We start from the raw sequence: 16,926 nt of genomic DNA on the forward strand, positions 1-16,926 counted from the left end.
TATGAGGTGATAATATCACCTCTAACTAGGTGGCCAAATTAACTATGCCACTACAGAGCAAGCAGCAATAAGCTTTGGGTTATTCGCAATGCCTATAAGGTGTTAAAGAAGCAAATAATGGAGTTTCAAATGAATCAGAATATAAACAAGTGGAGGGGGGGGCGAAGCCTCACTGATCAAATCAATCCAGCTGAATATATAATAAAGTGATGGGTTAATTTTATTTCAAAACAATATTTGATACCATCATCAATTTGAATAGTTGTTTTTAAGAGAGCTAATCAATAATGAGTTATGAATCCTATCCTGAAGGTTACCACTATGCATTTGATGGTATGTATTGCAATGTGGATGCTATTTTATCTCAAGATGAAGAAGATGCTAAAGAAGCAGATAAGAGTCGGTTAAGGTTGAAGCTCACTAAGCCTCTTTTCAGATTTGAAGATCATGAACGAATCTTACTACAAGCCAGTAAGTTTCTTTTAAGGGAACATAAATTTAAGCTTATAAAAAATTACATAAGAATTGAAAAGCTACCAACATCTTATGCTAACGTAGTGGCACAAAAAGACGCTCTTCAGCTATTAGTTAGCGAGTATTTTAGACATAGTATAGGTTTCGCTCTAGACATTTTTGAGCACAGCTTTTTAGATAGCTTTGTAATCAAACTTCTAGAGAATGCTAATAAAGAGACTGCATACTCTCGGGTAGCGGACCTACGACGACTAGTTTTTTATATTCTTGACAATAAGAACAATTGTAAACAGCCTAACTTTAACCTATCAGTCAACACTGAGGATACTCGACAGTTACTATCTAGTTGTCGTTTGGCAATATTGATTAATGATTGCACAAATAAAAGCGATTCCTATCAGCTCGAAGTTCGTGAAAATACCAAGCGGGAATTTGCTTATGAAATGTCAATGCCTCTTGAAAATTCAACTATGCCTAACGGAAAAAAGTATATTCCTCGCTGGAAAGCAAGACACTTACATTCACTCGATTACTATGCAAATGAAAATGTAGGCAAGGGGTTGAAAAGACTAGAATCAATTGATAGAGGCAAAGATACGGCTGACTATGTCAATGACTTAATTGAAGTTTGCTTAGAGTTTGCTTGAGTATTATTAAATAAACACTATTAATACTATAATTTCATTCGTTAAAATACATGTATATAAAAGAGGGCTGGCACGTTAGCCCATTGACATTTGTCTTTTGACAAAATAATTATAAGCACGTAGTGCTGCTGTTCGCGCGAAGCACTATTCGGTAGCAAACCAAGTCGGTTACGTGCCTGCTACTCTAGAAGTCTAAATGAAATCAAGTGGCATTTAAAGTTAATGTGCGCTTTTTAGTAAGCGTTTTATAATACTAGTATTGCTTAACAGTGCAACTATACAAGTCATTGATTAATTCAAATGTTTTAGTTTTAGTTCTAAGCGAGCTCAAAATTTCTTTTTGCTCAATGCTCAACATGTTTTTGAGCGTTGATATGTGCTCAAAGTCAAATCGTTCATAGTTTTGAGATCCTTCTATTTCTTCATCCAACAATTTTTTTTTAAAGGAAAAAGAATTTTCTATACTAGAGTAATATGGTTTGCAGAAATCAAATGCATTACTTTTGAATCTAACCATTTTTTTATTTTGTTTTATAAATGGATTAGTATTACCGGGTGGATTAAATCCAGTATTAGCAAATTGTTCAACTGAATGGTCTTTTACCAACCAATATCGCCCCACATCCAGCCAATACCCTTTATCCGCAATGCATTGAACTTTTAAGTCGCCCATTTTTTCAGATATAAATGACTCCATATATTCAAAAAAATATCTTTCTCGAATTCGAGGTATTGAAATATGTACTGAGTCTATATTTACATAACAAACTTCGAGGCCTTTAAAGTTATTAAGCATCTCTAGTGTTTTGGTCATTTTTAAACGAGCATTAGCTAAAACTTTTGCAGACAAACTAAATAGATTGCCCGGGTCCTTAAAGTTACGATATTTTAACTCAATTTTACCACCTGACAACTTGACTGAAAAATAATTACTATAATTTAGGAACTCCAAAAAATCTTTATTTGAAAAGTTACTTAAACTTGAAATAAAGAACTCATCTTCTAAGAAATTTTTAAGTTCATTGTAACTTTCAAATATACGTTTTTTCGATTTAGTTGTGTTTGTAGTGCCATGCAACATAGCAATCTTAGCTTTGAGCAGTGAAGCTAGAGTAAGATTTTTGTTTTTTGAAGCTCTTAAACGCTTTGTATACAGCTTTGATGCGTAGTGAAAAAGCGGGTGTTTGATTGTTTTTTCAGATACAATTCCATCTAAAATATATATTTTTTCAAAGTGCTGCTGGTAATAGTCAATTTCATCGTTGAACAGTAATAGTTCAACTTTATCTTGGTGATTCAACTTGAATGAACATGCTCGTTGAGCACAAGTATACTTAAAAGAATGAAATTTAGTTATGTGTTCCGTAAGAGGTTTTGATAACAACACACGATAGAACCCTTTAGGAAGAAATATTTTACTTAGATCTTGGTTAAACTCCCTATACTTTAAACCCTTAGGCTCCAAAAAATCCCCGTCCATGCAACTTGCGTACATTGAGTTATAGTCCAATGCTATTATCATTCTATCTTGACGTTCTTCTTTTAGTTTGAAGACCTCTTGGTAACCATTTAAATTGGCAAAGAAAAAATTGGAGTCGAGAGCATTTTTGTAACGAACTTTCCTCTCCGTTCTATACATTCCTTCGCTAACAGTTTGCTGACCAATAGAAAAGCCTTGAACGTTAAGTTGACGAACCTTTTTTAAACACTGCTTTAACTTATCTTCGCTCTTGATAAGGTTCGGACTGTACTTGATGTTTGAAAAGAATGGAAAGTTTGATTCCAGCACATGTATATCAAAAGCTTCATTAAAGCCATGTTCCAATAACAACTGCTTCTCTTTATTCGTGAGGACGATTAAGTTACTGATATTCTGTTTCTTTAGGATGATAGAAAATTCTTCTATCGAAAAAAATTTTTCTTCAAAACATATTCTTTCACCATCAGATGATATCGGCGTGAAGGATTCGAGTATCAAGGACTTAGGATGTTTAGACCACAAACGCATTTTGTTAGAGTTTTTATCAAACTTAAAGTTAGTGAGGTTATCAAAACGTCCAACAGATATTTTTGTCACTGATCGCTTACCCTAGGTCGTAAAATTGAGTTTTTAAATAGAATTAAATGTAAACATACTAATATCTCTACTCTTTTTATACTAATTTTATAAGGCTAGATAGTAGCACTGTTAATTTGGTCACTGATTTGTGGTTGTTCGTGCTCTTGGCTTATATGATAACGGGTGTAGTAGCTGAGTGAATTTGGCAACTTAACTAGAGGTTTTGCAATACCCGAAGTAATCCCTTAGGTGCTAATTTAGCAAAATTACCAACTCATTTCTGTCCAGAAACGGGTTAGGGCTGATGACTCATTTATGCTCCATTGTGTTTTGAATTAGTTTTCGATAATACATTCATACCTCAGAAATCCCCAATGAAACAGCCATTAAGCAGAATATTGTTAATTTTATAACGCTCCATGCTTTTAAAGGGAATATAGGTTTATTAATGTAGCGAAATAAGTAAGCTAATGCGATTGCGGTCAAGCCTGATATGGGGGGAAAATAAATACTAACTTCGCTTATTCCGATGCTAAACACCAGAAATACATAAAGTAATTGAAAATAGTGAAAACGACTCTTCAGTTGACGGATTTTCACTGGATCAGGGGAAATATCTTCTAAATTTAGCATATTACATCCTTGTAATGATTAACTAATTACATTTTAGTTTAAAATTATTTTATTGCCACCCAATTAAACTTCCACTTCTATTTAGGTTTTAACAAAATCCTTTAAACATTACCGTCATCATGAACAATTGGATACAAGAAGGCCAGGAAATGAACCTAGTAATAGAAAGTTCCCCAAGCGTAAAGATAGTTAAGTATATAGATGGGTAAATCAGTAATTAAATTTTGGTAAATGAATATTCTATTTTTATACAACAGACGTCATAAGGGCACGTAAAACTTTTAGCAAATTCTCAAAATTCTCGTTTAGACCGGAAATCTCGATTTATAGGGATATAGCCAGGTCAAAAAAATCTATGAACTAAAATAGATATTCTTGGTATTTAACATAATATACATTGTACGTAGTTGTGTGTAATCGTATTAATCGTGCTGTTTTAACAAGCATCCGCCACTTTTTACAGGCAAAACAGCATATTATTTATGGCTCGCTACGTGAAATCTGAAGCTAATACCCTTGATACACATTCAGATTTCACATACAAGCGCCTAAGTTTTAGGCTAAATGATCCAGTGGTTTGTTAGCAGCACTTTGATGACGTTCTGTTTGTGTGGTGTGCAAGTATTGTGACGTTGTATCAATGCTTTCGTGACCGGCATCAGCTTGAACATGCGATAACGGCCTTTTATTAATATTGATGTCATGAGTAATACCTGTATGCCTGATATTGTGTGCTGATAGTTTCCTCATCAATTCACTGTCATGATCAAAGCCATCTTCTAATGCTTTATCTGCTGCAAGATTGATGAGCGTATCTATTTCTTCTCTTATTTGCCTGATACCTAAATTTGCATTTAACTCACCAGAGTCACGGCCATGAGAAGCTGCTTTGTGTCTAATAAAAATTGGATGTTGCTCATTAATATTAGGTAAATCACTAAGCCCAAGAAAATGACGATATGTTTGAAGACCGTCTAACAGTGACGCAGATATTGCAATACTTCTAGCTTTGCCGCTTTTTGAAAATGGTACGTAGAAATACCAAATGCCATTGTGAGCATCTTTTCTAAACTGACTCATCATTGGTGAGAAACCAGCACGGGCGCTAATCTCAGAAATACGTAAGTAACAGCTATATAATATGTTGATTAAAAACAAACTTCGTTGATGTTTTTCTGGTTCTTTTTCTGCTAACTCAGTTACTGTACTGACGACATATGACCATTGTAATTTAGTAAATGCATGATGGTTGTCATCGTCATTTTTTACGTATTTACGATTAACAGCAAAACGACTGTGTTTTAACCATAATTGTGCAGGGTTTCGCTCAGTATATTCTTCACTATTTAAATAGCCGTAAAATGATGAAACGATTGCAATTTTAGTCTTTAATGCATTCTCACTTAGGCTATATGGTAATTGTTTACCAAGCTTTTTCTTACCGATAAACGGTCTCCATGCAGAATTTGGATACCTTATTCCTGTAGGTTTATCTGTCTTAAATTGTGCCACATTAAAATAGCCAACAAGATCAATTGGCGGGTTTTCACAGTAGTTTATATAACGGGCAATATCCTTACGCGTTACTTGAATCGGTGAAAGTGACGCGACATCAAAACACCAATGCAAGAACGTTGTTAGCTCGCTACGATACGCTTTGTAATTATTCTCAGATTGTTTTTGTTCAAATAACCAATCGGAACAATGCTCAATAATTAAGCCAGCATCTGGCACTTTATGAAGCGTTATCGTGGTGATATGTTGATTAACAAAGCTATTACCCGCAAGGATAAAGTCAGCGGAATCAAATAGAGGGTAAACTGGAGGTTTCTCGTTTAGCATAATCTTATCTTGCTGAAATAATTGATTAATTATACCAGATTTACTTAATGCCGATAACGTTATTTATCGGCACGAAAATAGCCGTTTATATTGAATTTATTACCTTTAAGTTAAATTACCGCAAGTATTTTTTTCAGTAGTGTTTCTGCATTTGTAGGTTTTACAATGTAATCAATAGCACCCAATTCACGGCATTCGATAAAGCTTTCTTTGTCTGTGTTACTTGTTAGCATAATGATTGGAACCTGGCTTAATTCTTTAATTTCTTTTATGGCTTTTAGTGTTTGAATTCCATCCATTACTGGCATATCAATATCCAATAACACAAGTTCTGGCTGACAGTTTTTTAGTTTGTTTAGTGCTTCAGCCCCATTAGTTGCGACTTCAACATCAAAGCCTTTGGGTTTTAAAATTGTGGTGATAATTTTAAGCATTACATTTTGATCATCAACCACAAGTACTAAAGGCATTTTTTTCTTAAAGCTAGGCTTAGCTGCCCTTACCTTGCTGCCTATTTCGTTAAAGTATTTCTGATTATGGGCCTTAAAATTTTCAACTCTAGGTTTAATCTTTTCTACTTGCACTTTGACTTCGGCACTCTCAGTCATATCTCCTTTACATAACTGATCGACTTCAGAAATAAGCTCGGTTAGTAAATTATGCTGTATGCCCTTTTCGTCTGTTAAAGATGTTTCAACCTCATGCAGCTGCTGTGAAACAGATTGTAATTTTTTAATCACTGCCTTTTTATCTTGTTGGTAAGAGTTAACTTTATCTTGGCTGGTTAATAAGTCACCCATTTGCGTTATTGAAAGCCTAATCCTATTCATATCATATACGGGTCTAAAGGTTTCATAGCTATAGAAGCGCCCTTTCGAACACTCAAAATAGGCAGCTTCACGATGTTCTCTGCAACAGATTAATAAAGATAAATATTTATCACTATGGATTTTCTTGTTTTTATTGAGTTCTACAAAAATATCATTAAATTCAATTGCTTCTTCAGTTTTTTCAAAAGCATAAATAAATAACACCGGCTGAGATTTATCCGTCATAAAAGCAATAAACTGTTCTTGGTTAGTATTAACATCGCAGTACAAAATACTTTGATATTTATTTCTAAGGATTTCTTGAATCACTTTTTTTATTTCAATTGAATGATAAAAAACCACCACACTCATTAAATTGTCCATAAACCGCCCTGTTGCTTATCAATGTATTAGAGTACTGATCTGGTTTCTAAAACACGTTTAATTAATATTAATTCTGCTTCAATGTCATTGATATGAGTTACTATCCCCTCAAAGTTATCGTTGTTTTTCTCGATCCACTTAAATAACTCACCTAATGATATTGCGCCACTTGATACGGAAGCGCCTTTTGCTGCATGGCCTCTACTTCGTATTGTTTCTGGGTCTCTATTTTCAAGCCCTTGCTTAATTAACTCAAAATCATCTACTACACTTGACCAAAACATAGCTAAAATCTCATCAGTAATGTCTTTATCGTTGGTACCAATCACAGCTTCTAATTGACTGAAATCAATCACGGACTGTTCAAACTCTTGAGTTGGTAAGTTTGAATCTGCCGTTAATGTTGATTCTTGACTGTTAATGTCTAAATACTTTGCTAGCTTTTCCTTTAAAGTACTTATTTCTATTGGTTTAGCGATATAATCATTCATACCTGCATCAAAACAATTGTCAGACTCGCCGACCATGGCATTAGCTGTAACTGCGATAATGATAGTAGGAGTCTTATTCTCGAGGTTTTCTATATCTCTAATGGTTCTAGTTAATTCTAATCCATCCATATTTGGCATATGCCAATCAGTTAGTAATAAGCTAAACCGACCTGTTTTCCACAGTTCGAGGGCTATAACACCATCTTCAGACATTTCATAAGCATATCCAAGGCTATCTAGCTGTTTACCTAAGACTAAACGGTTGGTAGGTTGATCTTCTGCCACCAAAATTAGCGTATTATTTAACTCAGCTTCTGCAATAGTTTGAGGCACAACAGCTTTATTTGATTGATTATCTTCAGTGGACCAATCAAGTATCGGACTTTCTAAACCGCATAACACTGCAAGACCGAATATCAATTCTGTCGGTTTAAGTGGGTGGGTGCCTACTACATAAGTGTAAGGATCAATATGCCCTTTTCTTTCAATAGGATCTGAGTTTAATTGTAAGGTTTTAACTTGTTTACATTCATCAGAACATTTAAATTGCGCTGTATCAGTAAGTAATACAGCAGGCATTGATGATTGTGTAACAAGATAACAGTCGTCAATAGATATAACGTGGATATTGTGATGTTTAAGTTGCGCTAAAATTGTATGGCAAGAATTAGCAAGGTCATCATTAGAGCATGCAATAAATACTGCATACATAGAAAAATCGAATTGCTCAAATTCCACTTCTTTAGATGATTCTGCTTGTACAGGAAGAACAACTTTAAATGAGCTTCCTTCACCAAGCTCACTTTTAATTTGTATGTCGCCTTTCATTAGTTCAGTAAACGATTTGGTTATACTTAGTCCTAAACCTGTACCACCAAACTTCCTCGTTGTTGATGAATCGGCCTGTGAAAAAGGAACAAATAATTTTTGTTGCTGCTCTGTTGAAATCCCCACACCATTATCAATCACTTCTAATGACAATAAATTTTCTTCAAACTGTGTTTTAACCGTTACCTTTCCTTTGTCCTCTTTGCCACCTGAAAATTTAATCGCGTTTCCTAATAAATTAAGCAGAATTTGTCTTACCCTAACAGTATCCAGCATTAACTCTTTAGGCATTGATAAGTCAGGGTCGATGTACAGTTCAACATTTTTGTTTGATGCATTAATCCATAGACTATCCATGGTTTTTTCGACTATCGAAAGTACATTACATGGTGTTAAGTCAATTTCAATTTGACCCGACTCTATCTTTGAAAAATCTAAAATATCATTAATAATATCTAACAATGAAAACGACGAGTCACGAATGGTCGTTACCATTCTTTTTTGGTCTGAGTTAAGAGGTGTGTTTTTAAGAAGGTCAATCATCCCTATTACACCATTCATCGGCGTTCTAATTTCATGACTCATCGTAGCTAAAAATCTAGACTTAGATTTACTTGCCTGCTTGGCCGCCTGGCTTTCTTTTTCTAGCGCCAATAGAATGTTTTTTTCATGTGTAAGATCAATATTAATACCATACATGGTGACTGGTTTTTGATTTTCATCCAACAATAAGTCAGCTGAACACTGAACCCATCGAATGGACTTATCTACTTTATTGATGACTCTAAATTCAGTTTTAATTGAACAAATATTTTCTATAGCATTAGCGACTTCTTGTTCTGCTATTTCAACATCATCGGGATGAACCCCATTTCGCCAATCTTTATAAACTATAGCTTGATTCTCATCAACACCATATAATTGGCACATACGCGAATCCCAATTTAGTTCTCCAGTTTGAAGGTCATAAGACCAATTACATACGCCTGCGGCTTCTGAAGCTAAATTGATACCACTGAGTAATTTATCCCTTTCGTCATTTGCTAGGAGTAATGCATCTGCCGATGCTATTCGTTCTGAAATATCTTCAACAACAGCGATAAAAAATAAAGGTTGTTGAGTGACATCTTCTCTGACTAATGAAACAGATAAATTAGCCCAAAATACAATTCCATCAGCCCTAATATAACGCTTATCTGTAGTAAAAAATGACTTCTTGTTTTCAAGTAGATCTTTTATATATTGAAATGATTGAGGAATATCTTCCTCATAAGTGACATCTTTGATTTTTTTAGTCAATAAGGCGCTTTCTTCGTAGCCTAAAATCTCACACATCATTGTATTAACTTCTAAAAAATTAGAATCGGTTCCAACACGTGCAATGCCAACAGCTGCCTGATCAAATGCTGTTCGATAAATAAGTTCCTGATCATGTAATTGTTTCTGTAATTCAAGTTCTCGCCGTTTAGTCTGCTCCTGTACAGAAATATCCCTTAGAATTGCTACATACATTGTTTCTGCTTCAAGAATTGTTTCACCTACGGAAAACTCAAGTGGCACTTGATGCCCTGATTTATGTAAACCATAAATTTTCTGAGTTTGTCCGATGTAATTTCTAAGCCAATCTTTAAACGGTGATTTATGCAATTGATCTTGTTGATTATATTGTAAACTGACTAGTAATATACTGATGTTATAATCAATTAACTCTGTACGTGTCCGACCAAAGATTAACTCTAAAGATCGATTTACATCTTTGATATTACCTCGTTCATCTAAAACAATTGTGCCGTCAAAAGTGGTATCAAAAACAGCTCTTAATCTGTTGGCAGAGTCTTTAGATTCTTTCGTTCGCTCTTCTAATATCAATGCCATTTCTACCATCGATGCTTCTTCTTTTTGCTTTTCTTCGGTTATGTCATTTTGAACACCGATGTAATGAGTTAACTGGTTATTTTTATTAAACACTGGCCCTAAAGATAAGTTATTAATAAACTCATGACCTGCTTTGTTGTAATTAGTAATGACAACGTCACAAGGTTTTCCTTTAGTAATAGCATGTGACATCTGCTTTATTAATGCTTTTTCAGTATTGGGACCTTGCAAGAAACGGCAGTTTTTACCTAAAACCTCTTCTGCGCTGTATCCAGAGATATCACTAAAAGCTTTATTGATAAAAATAATAGGTTGATCTGGCAGTCTGATGTCAGTAACAACAATTCCCGTTTTGGTTGAATCAATTGCACTTCTTTGCAAATCTAATATTTCTTGTTGTATTTTGTTTTTATCAACCAGCTTTTGGTTATCGATAAATTTTTGCTTTAAATCGTCAATTATAATATGTGTCTCGTGATCAACATTTGTTAATCGATGCTTACTAATTGGTTTTGTTGATAAATTTTTTATAGAGTGAGTTAAGTTATTAAGTGGTATAAGTAGTTGTTTATATATCAAATAACCTAAAGTGAGCAAAAGTAAGAAGCTAATTATTAATGTTTGATATACATTTTTGTCGAATAACTGAGAAACAGAAAAAGCATCCTGTTGATCAATACGAATAATGGTTGACCAACCGATATTTGGGCGTTGTTTATGACCTGAAAAGTGGTTATAAATTATGATCTGTTCAACGTCTTTAGTTTCGTGGCTGGTTAATTCTACACCAGAAAAGCCAGCTATCGCGCGATCAGCCCCTTTAACCCCTGCGTCTATTAAATTAACTTGATTCAATATAGAAAAATCACGTTGATAACTGTTTTGGTGTTTACTAATGGGGTCAAAATCAATTAACAAATAACCCTGGTCGTCAATTAACGCCAACTCTAGATGATGTAAGTCGTTTAGCGCTAGTTGTTGATAGGTATTTTTAAAAATTTCTTCTATGAGGCTAAAATCGATAATGTTTATCCATATCGCGATCTTATCTCCGTTTTCAGCAAAAATTGGATGACCTATTAGTAAGTCATATCTATCAGGATAATTATCAATAAATTGTTGTTGCGGCCCAAACAAGTCAGCCTGTTGAATGCGATTAACCTGGTTGTTTCGAATTGCTTTAAACCATTCTGAATTAGCGATTGTTAATTGGTCTACGTTAAACTTAGGAACATTAGCAGACAATTTATTTTTAGTGGTTTCGACTAATACCTTACCTTGTAGATCTAATATCGCAATTTTGATGTATTTGTCTTTTTGTGTAGTTACCGTATTTAGTTTAGTTTTAAAACTCTCAGTACTAATAATATCGATCAAGTTATTTTCATTTACTGGCCCCATGATTAAAGGCTGTAATTGAGTATCGTTTAGCTGCTCATATAAACTCTTTTCGACTAACCCAGTTAGCATCTTTGATTGTTTTTCATAGAAAGATACCGTCTGTTCTTGAAGTAATTGATCGTTATTTTGTGCAAATATATAAATACTAGTTAACAAAACAACAGAAATAGCCAAAAAGCATACAGTCATTAATTTATTTTTGTTCAATTGGACTTACCTCTTCTTTTGCACCAAAACCTAAGCCTAACTGATTAACTTTATTCACGACTTCATTGGCTGGTAATGGTTTAGAAAAGAAAAACCCCTGGGCAATTGAACACCCAAGTTGCTGAATTAAACATTTAGTTTCATAGTCTTCAACACCTTCTGCTACTGCGAGTAAATCAAGGTCATTAGCTAATGAAATACTTCTTTTGAAGAGTGCTTGAGACTTTGTGTTATTTAAAATATCTGACACAAAGCATCGATCGATTTTAAGCTCATCAAAAGGCAACATATGTAATTGCTCTAATGAAGCAAACCCAGTACCAAAATCATCAATTGATAATTTAAATTTCATCATCCTTAACCTGAGTAAGGCAACAATCATGATCGAAGGATTCGATGGGATGGCAGTTTCTGTTAGCTCACAAGTGATGGCGCTATTTGCAATCGCGTTTGCAGATGCGGTGCTTTCAATCCATTGCGGTAGAGTGTCATCCACTAAAATCTTTCCGGACAAGTTAATTGATAAGTTGAGTGATGAGAATGTGTTATTTAATTTTGAAAAGTTTTCAAAGGCATCTGTGATCACCGCTTTCGTTAACGGTAAAATCAAGCCAGTATTTTCTGCTGCGTTAATGAATTGCGATGGCAAAATAACGTTATCGCCATCGACTATTCGGGCTAGTGCTTCAAATCCCGAGACTTGATTTGTATTTAGATTATATTGAGGTTGAAAATATGCTTTTACATTACCTTGCTTTAGATGAAACTGAAGTTGTTCTTGTGTGAGCTCTAGTAATGGTTCTTGTACTGTAAATGTTTTTAGAGAGCTCGCCTGCTTAATCAGAGATTTAAGCATCATTGAAGTTATTGGTTTGGAAACGATTGAAAGGATGTTTAAGTGGTAATGAGAGGCTAATACTTTCGCTGAGTTAAGCAGATTTTCATCTTCACCACTAAATAATACGATTGGGCTAGTGTATTTAATTTCGATTAATCGTTCTAGTAGATACAAACCGTCTTTGACTGGCATGTTTAAATCACAAAACACCATATCAAAATCACAAGTTTTAATAAGATTGAAAGCATCTAATCCATCAGCGGCTTCAGAAATATCAAATTCACCCAACAGCTGTAGGCTTTTGATAAAAATCTTTCTGATGATTGATTGGTCATCGACAATCAGTATAGAACGTATTTCCTTAGCCACTATACCTCCACTTATTCGAAATTCCTTTTCATAAAATAAGTATAGACATAAATAAGAGAAAACAAGGAAGAAACAGGATGTTGCCAGATAAGGTTTAATACATTGATCACATAAAGACAAAGCAGTTTGAAACTTATCACTTATTCAAAGCTTTTGACCGAAGCAATTAACCTAAACAATTAACCTAAGCAATAAAGATTGCTCAAATGCTGCTAAGCCTTATAAACCCTAAGCATACCTCGTTAACTTTTACTTATGGTAAACAAGGTGTGTTTAGGGTTTCGGTATTAGTTCAATAACCACTTAAGTGCTTTGTCTTTATCTTCAAAGAACTGTGATTCACCCTGTATAAACCATTTCGCAATTTTGCCAGCAAACTCTTGCCAGTCTTTATTGCCATAAATAGCTATTTTTTCAAATTCGTTGCCATGTTTAAGCCCTAGCTTTAAATCATCCCACGCAGCTCTCATTTCCCAACCGTCTAGCTCAGTACCATCAATGAAAACTTTAACCTTAGGATGGTCAACTTCTGCTAAAGCAGAATCGATAATCGGCGTTATTGTAAGGTAATCCTGATGAGTTAAAGTCCCTTTCGCTTTCAGTGATAAAAAAATATCACTGTTAATTCGCTCTATGCCTATAGAAAAGCCATGTGATTCCTGGGTCATAAATTTCTCCTTCTAACATTGATAGCGACGAACCGAATTACTAGAACACTACTAAGTTAGCATATTTGTAAATAAAAAAAGCTACCCAAAGGTAGCTTTTTATAAGTATTCAATTTAGAAATTCATACGTGTATTAAGGTGGAATTTTCAGCCTGTTTGGTACTGATAAACGCTACGTGAGTCCGTAGAATTAGATGACAGTGGACTTCCTTCATCTGACAATTCACCATAAACACAGAGGGACCTGCTAGTGTCATACTGACGTTCACATCCGTTATTCAAGTGCACTGCTTTAACTTAGGAAGAAAAACTCTTCATACCCTTTAGCCAAAATCATTGATTAAAGCCTGAAACTAAGAATTTAAGCTTGCTAATAAGTGATAAGCCGTTAGCGCAATGGTGAACTTTAAATGTTTAAATACATCACACCACAGTATTGTCGACGGCTGCTAAAACAGTTCACCGATACCTATCTCATACTTGGCTATAGTGACTATTAAGATTGTAATTTCAATTGATTCAAATGGTCGACCATGACGAAACATAATTCAATATATTGAATAGCTTCTACTTTCCCAACCTCATAACCTTTTGCATGAGCCACTTTGTTGCGTAATTGGCGAAGTTCACTAAACAATTTACCTTTCTTAGTATCAATTAAATCTTCAGTCACTAAAATCTCTTCAATGTCTTTGTATCGAGTGTCAGAATCGAAACTAACATTGGCTATTTTCGCTTTAATTAGCCCTTCAGCAGCGCTATCAACTTCAGCCCACGCTTGTATAATTGACGAGCTAGATAAATTTTCAACTGAAGCAATCAAAACTGATTTCTTGTCAATTTCAAGTTCAGGGAAAGCACCTTCAGCTTTTTTAGATACTGCCTTTAATTCTTGACCAAACTCAATTTCAAAGTCTTTAAATTTTAATTTCTTAGCTAATGGTATTAAGGCAGTAAGTGGTTTCTGAAGCGTTATGATGCTAAAAATAAACACCGCAGGCCAAATTAACTTATCTAACAGTTCAATAAAAAATTGCATTCCATTCATGTTGATTCACATATCCTTTGTTCTGTCTGTATAAGGTTAAAACAATTACGCAAGTAACTCAGTCAACTTATTGAAATTATTCATTAAACACAATAAACATTTGGACGGCAAACTACCCATAATATTTACAGAACGGCTTTGTGTTACATTATTGGTGTTTAACATTAAAGCTTTGACTTTAAGTGATAAATTTAGCTATTGCTTGAGAATTAAAATTGAAAGAAAACAACTAACAAGAGTAAAATCAAACGGGTAAATTACAGTTGTTGTCTTTCTTCAACACACTCATAAGAGCCCATTTCAAATTCACGGCAAACCCAAGGGCGGTTTTCATAGATAGTACACATAAGTGTTTCTCTATCTACAGCAACACACCAACCATCATCTAATCGCTTCATGACTTCCCCGCCCCATTGATCTTCACCAATATATTCTTCAGGCACGCCAGTATCCGAGATTAAAATCACTTCAAGTTTACAGCAGCAGGCCTTACAACCTGTGCAGGTGATATTGGGATCAATATCTGTGCTATCAACACTTAGGATTTCGGTGATTTCAATTTTCATTTAAACCATTTATTCTGGTAATAGCTAATAATAAAGCTAGTAGTTTAGCGATAGATGTAGCTAGGGAATCTATTCTGTAGCAGATAATAACCTAGAGGCGGCTTTCTACATAACATAACATCTGATTTCAGTGCTGTTTGCACTCGTTTTCAACAGTTCGTAACTAGCATTGGTTAGTTAATGAATGAATTAACTTCACATTGAGTTAAATATCGCCAGTGACCGAGCGGTATATCTAACTTAAGTTGGCCGATTTGCTCACGATGTAGCGCATTGACGCGATTACCTACGCTGAAAAACATCCTTTTTACTTGATGATAGCGCCCCTCTGTTATGGTCAATAATACTTGCTGTGGCAGCTGAGTTTTATAACCATCTTGCTGGTTTTGGCTTGGATCTGGAGCGAATGCTTGTTCAACACTAATTTTCTTCAGTTTAGCTGGCAGTGTTGGTTTTGCCTCACCCGATAACAATACCCCTTGCTCAAAACGTTCAACGACGTCATTCGGAAGTGGTTTAGACAGAGTCACCCGGTATGTCTTTTCGCAATTTTGTTCAGGCCGCATAATGTTAAATGACCAACGACCATCGTCTGTGATCAAAACGAGCCCGGTTGTATCTGCATCTAACCGCCCTGCAATATGCAATTCTTGTTTATCTTCAATATTAATTTGATTAAGAATAGAGGGATAGTCACCATCAACATTTGAGCAAATGGTATTGGCTGGCTTATTAAACATCAAATAACGAAATGCTCTAGGAATGAGTTGCTCACCCAGATAATTAATCAGATTATTTTCATGCACTTGGTAACGCACATCTGTTATGACTTGTTGATTAACAGTGACTTCACCTGATTCAATACAAGTGGTTACTTGTTGCTTCGTTAATCGAGTGCTGCGCATTACAAATTTGTCTAATCTCATTTATTTATCTAATCACTTATATTGGCGAGTATTTTACAGTTAACACCCAAACAAAAAACGGCCCTGAAGCCGTTTTGATACTGAAATGATTTACTGATTAGCAGATAACGTTAGAACCAAACTTCTTCTATGGCATCAGCAATAACCGGCGCAAAGTTACCTAAGATATTACTGTGACCACCGGTGTAAATAGCAAAGCTATTATCAATAGGTTCTAACGAGTCATCTAAGGTTAACATATAGGTTAATGATGGAAACAGAACCGTCGTAATGTCATCCATTACTTCAGCACCAGCAACTAATGTATAGTCGTCATTTGATAATTCAGAATATGTGGTTTCATATAACTCATCAGTTGAGACTTCTTCAATCTTGCTTACATTAGTCAATAAAACAGGATTATCACTATCACTTGCTAATGAAAGTGATGTAGTTTCGTAACCTTCAGGCTCAGACCAAGTGTAACTATAACCATCGCTTTGAATATATTGGCGAGTATTTTCAAAATACACTTTTGATGCAGAGTCATCGGTCGCTAAATGAAATACAACACGGCTATTATTATAACTACGGGCATTATCTTTATTGATAACCGCTTGTTCCATTGAATATTCAATTTTCACTTCTCGGACGTCGTTGTCATTGACTGTATTAATGCAATGGGTGTCGATTTTTTTAGTGGCCACACATAAACGGTTAATGACCGCATCAGACAAGCCTAATTGGCGTGCCTGATCTTTAAAACCCGAATCTATCTTAGCGTCAGGAACAATGGGTTTAGGGTGAATAATATCATCGAGTAAATCACAGCCACTAACACTGACACATAACACACCAAAAACGATCAATTGTTTCATTTAG

At 34.8% G+C, this 16,926-nt stretch carries 12 protein-coding genes; 1 reads left to right on the top strand and 11 read right to left on the bottom strand.

What is annotated here, in order from left to right; translation table 11 throughout:
• Positions 1 to 287: 287 nt before the first annotated feature.
• Positions 288 to 1,121, top strand: a complete 834-nt coding sequence (locus LMH66_RS04440; protein WP_229368703.1) for a hypothetical protein — start codon at positions 288 to 290, stop codon at positions 1,119 to 1,121.
• A gap of 253 nt (positions 1,122 to 1,374) precedes the next feature.
• Here the strand turns inward: LMH66_RS04440 and LMH66_RS04445 are convergent, their stop codons facing one another.
• From LMH66_RS04445 to LMH66_RS04495, 11 genes are all read right to left on the bottom strand, one after another.
• Positions 1,375 to 3,198 (bottom strand): DNA polymerase, encoded by a 1,824-nt coding sequence (locus tag LMH66_RS04445; protein WP_229368704.1) that lies wholly within the window; start codon positions 3,196 to 3,198, stop codon positions 1,375 to 1,377.
• Between the two features lie 336 nt (positions 3,199 to 3,534).
• Positions 3,535 to 3,813 (bottom strand): hypothetical protein, encoded by a 279-nt coding sequence (locus tag LMH66_RS04450; RefSeq protein WP_229368705.1) that lies wholly within the window; start codon positions 3,811 to 3,813, stop codon positions 3,535 to 3,537.
• A 555-nt stretch (positions 3,814 to 4,368) separates the two neighbouring features.
• Positions 4,369 to 5,655 (bottom strand): tyrosine-type recombinase/integrase, encoded by a 1,287-nt coding sequence (locus LMH66_RS04455; RefSeq protein ID WP_229368706.1) that lies wholly within the window; start codon positions 5,653 to 5,655, stop codon positions 4,369 to 4,371.
• Positions 5,656 to 5,765: 110 nt separating this feature from the next.
• Positions 5,766 to 6,848, bottom strand: coding sequence for a response regulator (locus tag LMH66_RS04460; protein WP_229368707.1), 1,083 nt, complete (start codon positions 6,846 to 6,848; stop codon positions 5,766 to 5,768).
• Between the two features lie 26 nt (positions 6,849 to 6,874).
• The gene (locus LMH66_RS04465) at positions 6,875 to 11,650 is read right to left on the bottom strand and encodes a PAS domain S-box protein (protein ID WP_229368708.1); all 4,776 of its coding nucleotides are present in this window, start codon (positions 11,648 to 11,650) and stop codon (positions 6,875 to 6,877) included.
• Complete coding sequence (locus LMH66_RS04470; protein WP_229368709.1) at positions 11,637 to 12,857, bottom strand: EAL domain-containing protein; 1,221 nt, start codon at positions 12,855 to 12,857, stop codon at positions 11,637 to 11,639. Before LMH66_RS04470 ends, LMH66_RS04465 begins: the two co-directional genes overlap by 14 nt.
• Before the next feature lie 287 nt (positions 12,858 to 13,144).
• On the bottom strand, positions 13,145 to 13,525 hold the full coding sequence (locus LMH66_RS04475) for an STAS/SEC14 domain-containing protein (RefSeq protein ID WP_229368710.1): 381 nt from the start codon (positions 13,523 to 13,525) through the stop codon (positions 13,145 to 13,147).
• A 496-nt stretch (positions 13,526 to 14,021) separates the two neighbouring features.
• Complete coding sequence (locus LMH66_RS04480; RefSeq protein ID WP_229368711.1) at positions 14,022 to 14,573, bottom strand: hypothetical protein; 552 nt, start codon at positions 14,571 to 14,573, stop codon at positions 14,022 to 14,024.
• 257 nt (positions 14,574 to 14,830) lie between these two features.
• Positions 14,831 to 15,139, bottom strand: coding sequence for a YkgJ family cysteine cluster protein (locus LMH66_RS04485; protein WP_102527333.1), 309 nt, complete (start codon positions 15,137 to 15,139; stop codon positions 14,831 to 14,833).
• Between the two features lie 173 nt (positions 15,140 to 15,312).
• Entirely contained in the window at positions 15,313 to 16,065 is a 753-nt protein-coding gene (locus LMH66_RS04490; RefSeq protein ID WP_229368712.1) for a pseudouridine synthase, read from the bottom strand.
• Positions 16,066 to 16,175: 110 nt separating this feature from the next.
• Entirely contained in the window at positions 16,176 to 16,922 is a 747-nt protein-coding gene (locus LMH66_RS04495) for a hypothetical protein (RefSeq protein WP_229368713.1), read from the bottom strand.
• Positions 16,923 to 16,926: the final 4 nt, after the last annotated feature.

It is taken from the genome of Shewanella sp. 10N.7, from assembly GCF_020806285.1.
GTDB lineage: Bacteria > Pseudomonadota > Gammaproteobacteria > Enterobacterales > Shewanellaceae > Shewanella > Shewanella electrodiphila.